The organism is Anaerosporobacter sp. (assembly GCF_965301125.1).
This window is the reverse complement of record NZ_CBDLAM010000238.1, coordinates 1-4913: the sequence shown is the minus strand read 5'-3', so window position 1 is coordinate 4913 and position 4913 is coordinate 1. Positions and strand designations below refer to the sequence as shown.

Sequence of the window (4913 nt, the reverse complement as noted above, 5' to 3'; positions counted from 1 at the left end):
CTGCATTACTTTAACACTAGATCCCGTTCTTTCATTTGTGCTTATCTTTATACTACCGTTCATTACCATACTTATGATATATGTATCTAAAAAAAGTATCCCATTATACACTAGACTACAGCAGTCGACTGATTCTTTTATCCGTGATGTTAGAGAGGCTATTAATGGAATGCGTGTTATTAAAGCTTTGTCAAAAGGAAATTATGAGAGAGATAAATTTAATATCTACAATTCAGAAGTAACAGAAAATGAAAAGAAAGCAAGCACTACTATGGCTTTGATTAATCCTTGTATGAATCTTCTATTAAATATTGGATTAATATTAGTCATTGTAGTAGGCGCATGGCGAGTGAATGAAGGATTAACACAGGTAGGTAAGATTCTAGCTTTTCTTACTTACTTCACCATAATCCTAAACGCCATGCTAAGTATTTCTCGAATGTTTATTCTATTCTCAAAAGCTGCTGCTTCTGCTGAACGTATCATGGAAGTAATTGAATGTGATGACTTAGATATGGATAGAGACATAACTGATATTAATCAAACTTCTCATTCAGTTATAAGTATGAATAATACTAAATCCAAGCAAAGTGAAGCTAATTCTACTCAAGTAGAAACAGATACTTTCATAGATTTCTCCCATGTATGGTTCACCTATACAAAACAAAGAAATGATTCTATAAATGTAGAAGATTCCTATGCCTTGTATGATATAAATTTTAAACTAAAAAAAGGAGAAACCTTGGGCATTCTAGGAGCAACTGGATCAGGTAAATCTACGATTCTTCAATTGTTACTCCGGTTCTATTTGCCATCAAAAGGGACTATCTATATTAATGGAACTGATATAAAAGATATTCCATTAAGAGAACTTCGCGAAAAATTTGGTATTGTATTTCAAAATGATATTCTCTTTCAAGACACCATCGAGGAAAATATCCGCTTTGGTAGAGACCTTTCACTGAATAAAATTAAAGAAGCATTAACCTATTCCAAAGCAGATGAATTCGTTACGGACCTACAATCGGCCCTTACAATTAAAGGAGCTAATTTAAGCGGTGGTCAAAAGCAACGTGTTCTTATTGCAAGAGCCTTAGCAGCTAAGCCTGATATCTTACTATTAGATGATTCGTCAAGTGCCTTAGATTACAAAACAGATGCCTTATTAAGAGAACAATTACGGGAACATTTTTCTACAACCACTAAAATCATTATTGCACAACGTATCAGTTCTATCATGCATGCTGAACATATCCTCGTTATGGATGATGGAAAGATGATTGATTATGGCACACATGATGAACTCCTTTCCCGTTGTTCTATCTATCAAGATATAAGTAAATCCCAAATGGGTGAAGCAAAAACGTATCAACCTTTGGAAGGAAGTGAGTCATAATGAATCAAAATAATAACCCCCATACAAAAAAACAGAACACTCTACTTCGACTTGGAAAATATCTTTTTCAATACAAATGGTTGCTTCTACTTGCTATCCTTTTAACTCTAGCAAGTAATATCTTTACTTTACTTGGCCCCATGTTATCTGGATATGCTATTGACGCTATCGAGCCTGGCAAAGGAAATGTTGTCTTCGAAGAAGTATTTCATTATGCTGCATTAATGCTACTCTTCTTTATCACATCTTCCTTCTTTTCTTATTTACTATCTATATTGATGATTCACATAAGTAGGAAGATTGCATTTTCTATGCGTAAAGATGTGTTTAGTAAGTTGACAAAACTTCCTATTGGATATTTTGACACACATCAAACTGGAGATATCCTTAGCAGAATCTCTTATGATATTGATACCGTCAACACTTCCTTATCAACTGACCTAGTGCAAATTAGTACAAGTTTAATAACCATTATCGGTGCTTTCCTAATGATGCTTTATCTATCAAGTAAACTTGTACTAGTTTTTGTTGTTACGATACCTTTATCTATACTATTAACAAAATACATCACCGGGAAAACACGACCACTCTTTCGTAATCGTTCAGCTAAATTAGGTGAATTAAATGGTTTTGTAGAAGAGATGATTAGTGGTCAAAAAACACTTCGAGCTTATCATCAAGAAGAAAATACTATTTTAAAATTCAATGAAAAGAATACGGCAGCTGTTGATGCCTATTATGATTCCGAATATTATGGAAGTATGACAGGGCCTTTCGTTAACTTCGTAAATAATCTTTCTCTAACCTTTATCTCCGTGTTCGGAGCATTACTTTATCTATCAGGATCTATGAGTATTGGTCATATCTCTTCCTTTATTCTTTATAGCAGGAAGTTCTCAGGTCCAATTAATGAAGCAGCTAATATTATGAATGACTTTCAATCTGCATTTGCTGCTGCTGATCGTATCTTTAAATTATTGGATGAGAAGGAAGAATTAGTTGATGAACCTGATGCTATTACATTTAAAAATGATACGGTTGATAATTCTTCATATAATGGCACTATGAATAGGTCAATTAATAAAGCTATTCATAAAACGATTGATAACACAATTCTTATACAGGGGGATGTTAAAGCTTCGCATGTTGACTTTTCCTATCAACAAGATAAACCAATCCTAAAGGATATCAGCTTTCATGCAAACCCCGGAGAAATGATCGCTGTAGTTGGAACGACTGGATCAGGTAAGACAACGTTAATTAACCTATTAATGCGCTTCTACGATATTGATAAAGGTTCTATAACCGTTGACGACCATGATATTAAACAAGTAACTAAATCTAGCCTTAGAAAATCCTATTCTATGGTATTGCAAGATACTTGGTTATTCCATGGTACTATATTCGAAAATATTGCATATGGAAAAGAAAATGTTACTCTTGAGGAAGTTATAGCAGCTGCAAAAGCAGCAAAGATTCATTCCTTTATCATGCGTTTACCAAATGGATATGACACGATTTTAAGCGATGATGGAACGAATATATCAAAAGGTCAGAAACAACTTATTACCATTGCAAGGGCAATGTTACTTGATACAAATATGTTGATTCTAGATGAGGCAACTTCTAATGTAGATACAAGAACCGAACAGCATATTCAATCCGCAATGCGAAAAATCATGGCAAACAAAACATGTTTTGTTATTGCCCATCGCCTTTCCACGATTCAAAATGCCGATTGTATTCTTGTAATTCATGAAGGTAGAATTGTGGAGTCAGGAACCCATGACGAATTGTTAGGACAACATGGTGTATACGAGAAGATGTATATGGCACAGTTTGAAGGGTAATTTAGATTACTATTATAGCTTTAGCTCATTCTAGTATAATTAGAATTCGCTAAGGCTTATGTTTTCTAATCCATATGCTGAAAGTAATACATTTTCCATATGTTTCAGAAACGTCGTAAGTTGTCAAAACATTGTACACGATTTGTTCCATTAGGGTGTTGTGTTTATCTCTTATACCCATTATAATGTAAATATAATATTAATATTACTATATATTTACATTGTAAAAATCTTTCTACGCTACTAATTGTGCTTTGGTATATTTCCTAACAGGATAATTTTGTGCTACAAGCTAATAAAAATGGCAGTCACAGCTCATACTTATTTCCTTTGTAAACTTTATACTAATTTATTTTGTTTTTATTGGAAGGGAGGTGACCAATAAGTTTGTATCATTACATAGTTTTTTTATTTAACAATCTTTTAAAGGAGGAATTCTTTTTATGAAAAAAATCTTATCACTTTTACTACCAGTTGCAATGTTATTCTCACTTAATACCGTTTCTTTTGCGAGTGAAGTGGCGACTAATGACGAGTTTCCGAAAGCTGGAACTATTAATGTCGAAGTAGAAACTCGCTCTATTGCTACCGCAACTTCTCCTGGTGGTGCACGTACAGCAACTTCTGATGATATTGCGGTGTCAAATCAAATGGCAGACAAGCCTGTGTCTTCTGGTAATAAGGCTAAAACCAGCGTATCATGGACATATTTATCTGGTTATTTGGTATACAATCAGACAACGTCCTATAATTGCGGTCCTGCGGCTGTTCAAGCCGCAATGAAATACCTAACTGGTTCTACTCCCACTCAGTCCACTATTGCTACCGGGTGTGGCACTACTACTTCTGGAACATATCTTTCTGATATGCTGACGTATATCAACAAAAAACAAGAGGAAAATCTTTATGTTTCCCAATATAAAGCAGATTCTTCTTCAATGGAAAATTACCTGTATTCTGGTGTTGTAATTTATATGGCACCTCCTATCATTGGTATGTCTTTTTCTTCTAGTGATGGCTGGTTATATTCTACTGGTGGGCATTTTATGTCTGTGTATGGAGCAAGGAGCGATAAGTCTTTGTTTGCTCTGGCTGATCCTTGGATTGGATATTCTGGTTCCGGATTAAGCGGTAACTCTTCGTCTTACTACAAGACGGCTAACGTTATTTACAATGCTTACAGTAACAAAAATATCGGTTTGATGTACTAATATAAGCTGTTTGGCACTATTATAGGCGGGATTAGGTTATCCTTGTCTCCGCCTATTCTATAAAAAATGGAGAATATAATAATGAATAAAGGTATAAAGAGTTTTTTTGCTATTCTTATAGTTTGTATAATGTTTTTATCGGGATGTACTCCCCCATCACAAGAGGAAACACCTGTTAATGAGCCACAAGATAATGTGACACAAGCATATAATACTACTCTTGAGAAATCAGGTTTAAGAACATATATTGATGTATTTGAAAACGAACTTTTTTATATGGAAATGGTTGATAATTCAGCTGAATTTTATGTATATGATTTTGATACAGGAGAACAACAAAAAATAACAACTGTATCAAATTTTGCCCTAAAAGGAAGGAGCAATACGCTCATTGATGATACACTGTATTATTATATTAGTATATACAATGTAGATGATTTAGAAAATGTATTGTAT

The 4913-nt window shown here is 33.9% G+C and carries 4 protein-coding genes; all 4 read left to right on the top strand.

Going from position 1 to position 4913, the window contains the following annotated elements; all coding sequences use genetic code 11:
• Positions 1-1396: ABC transporter ATP-binding protein (locus ACW2QF_RS17720; RefSeq protein WP_455717348.1), on the top strand; the 1396-nt coding region annotated here is incomplete at its 5' end.
• Positions 1396-3246: an ABC transporter ATP-binding protein gene (locus tag ACW2QF_RS17715; RefSeq protein ID WP_455717347.1), complete on the top strand. Its 1851-nt coding sequence runs from the start codon at positions 1396-1398 to the stop codon at positions 3244-3246. The genes ACW2QF_RS17720 and ACW2QF_RS17715, both read left to right, overlap by 1 nt.
• Positions 3247-3689: 443 nt before the next feature.
• Complete coding sequence (locus ACW2QF_RS17710; RefSeq protein ID WP_455717346.1) at positions 3690-4457, top strand: C39 family peptidase; 768 nt, start codon at positions 3690-3692, stop codon at positions 4455-4457.
• A gap of 81 nt (positions 4458-4538) precedes the next feature.
• Positions 4539-4913 (top strand): hypothetical protein (locus ACW2QF_RS17705; RefSeq protein ID WP_455717345.1); only part of this gene is annotated, 375 nt, incomplete at its 3' end.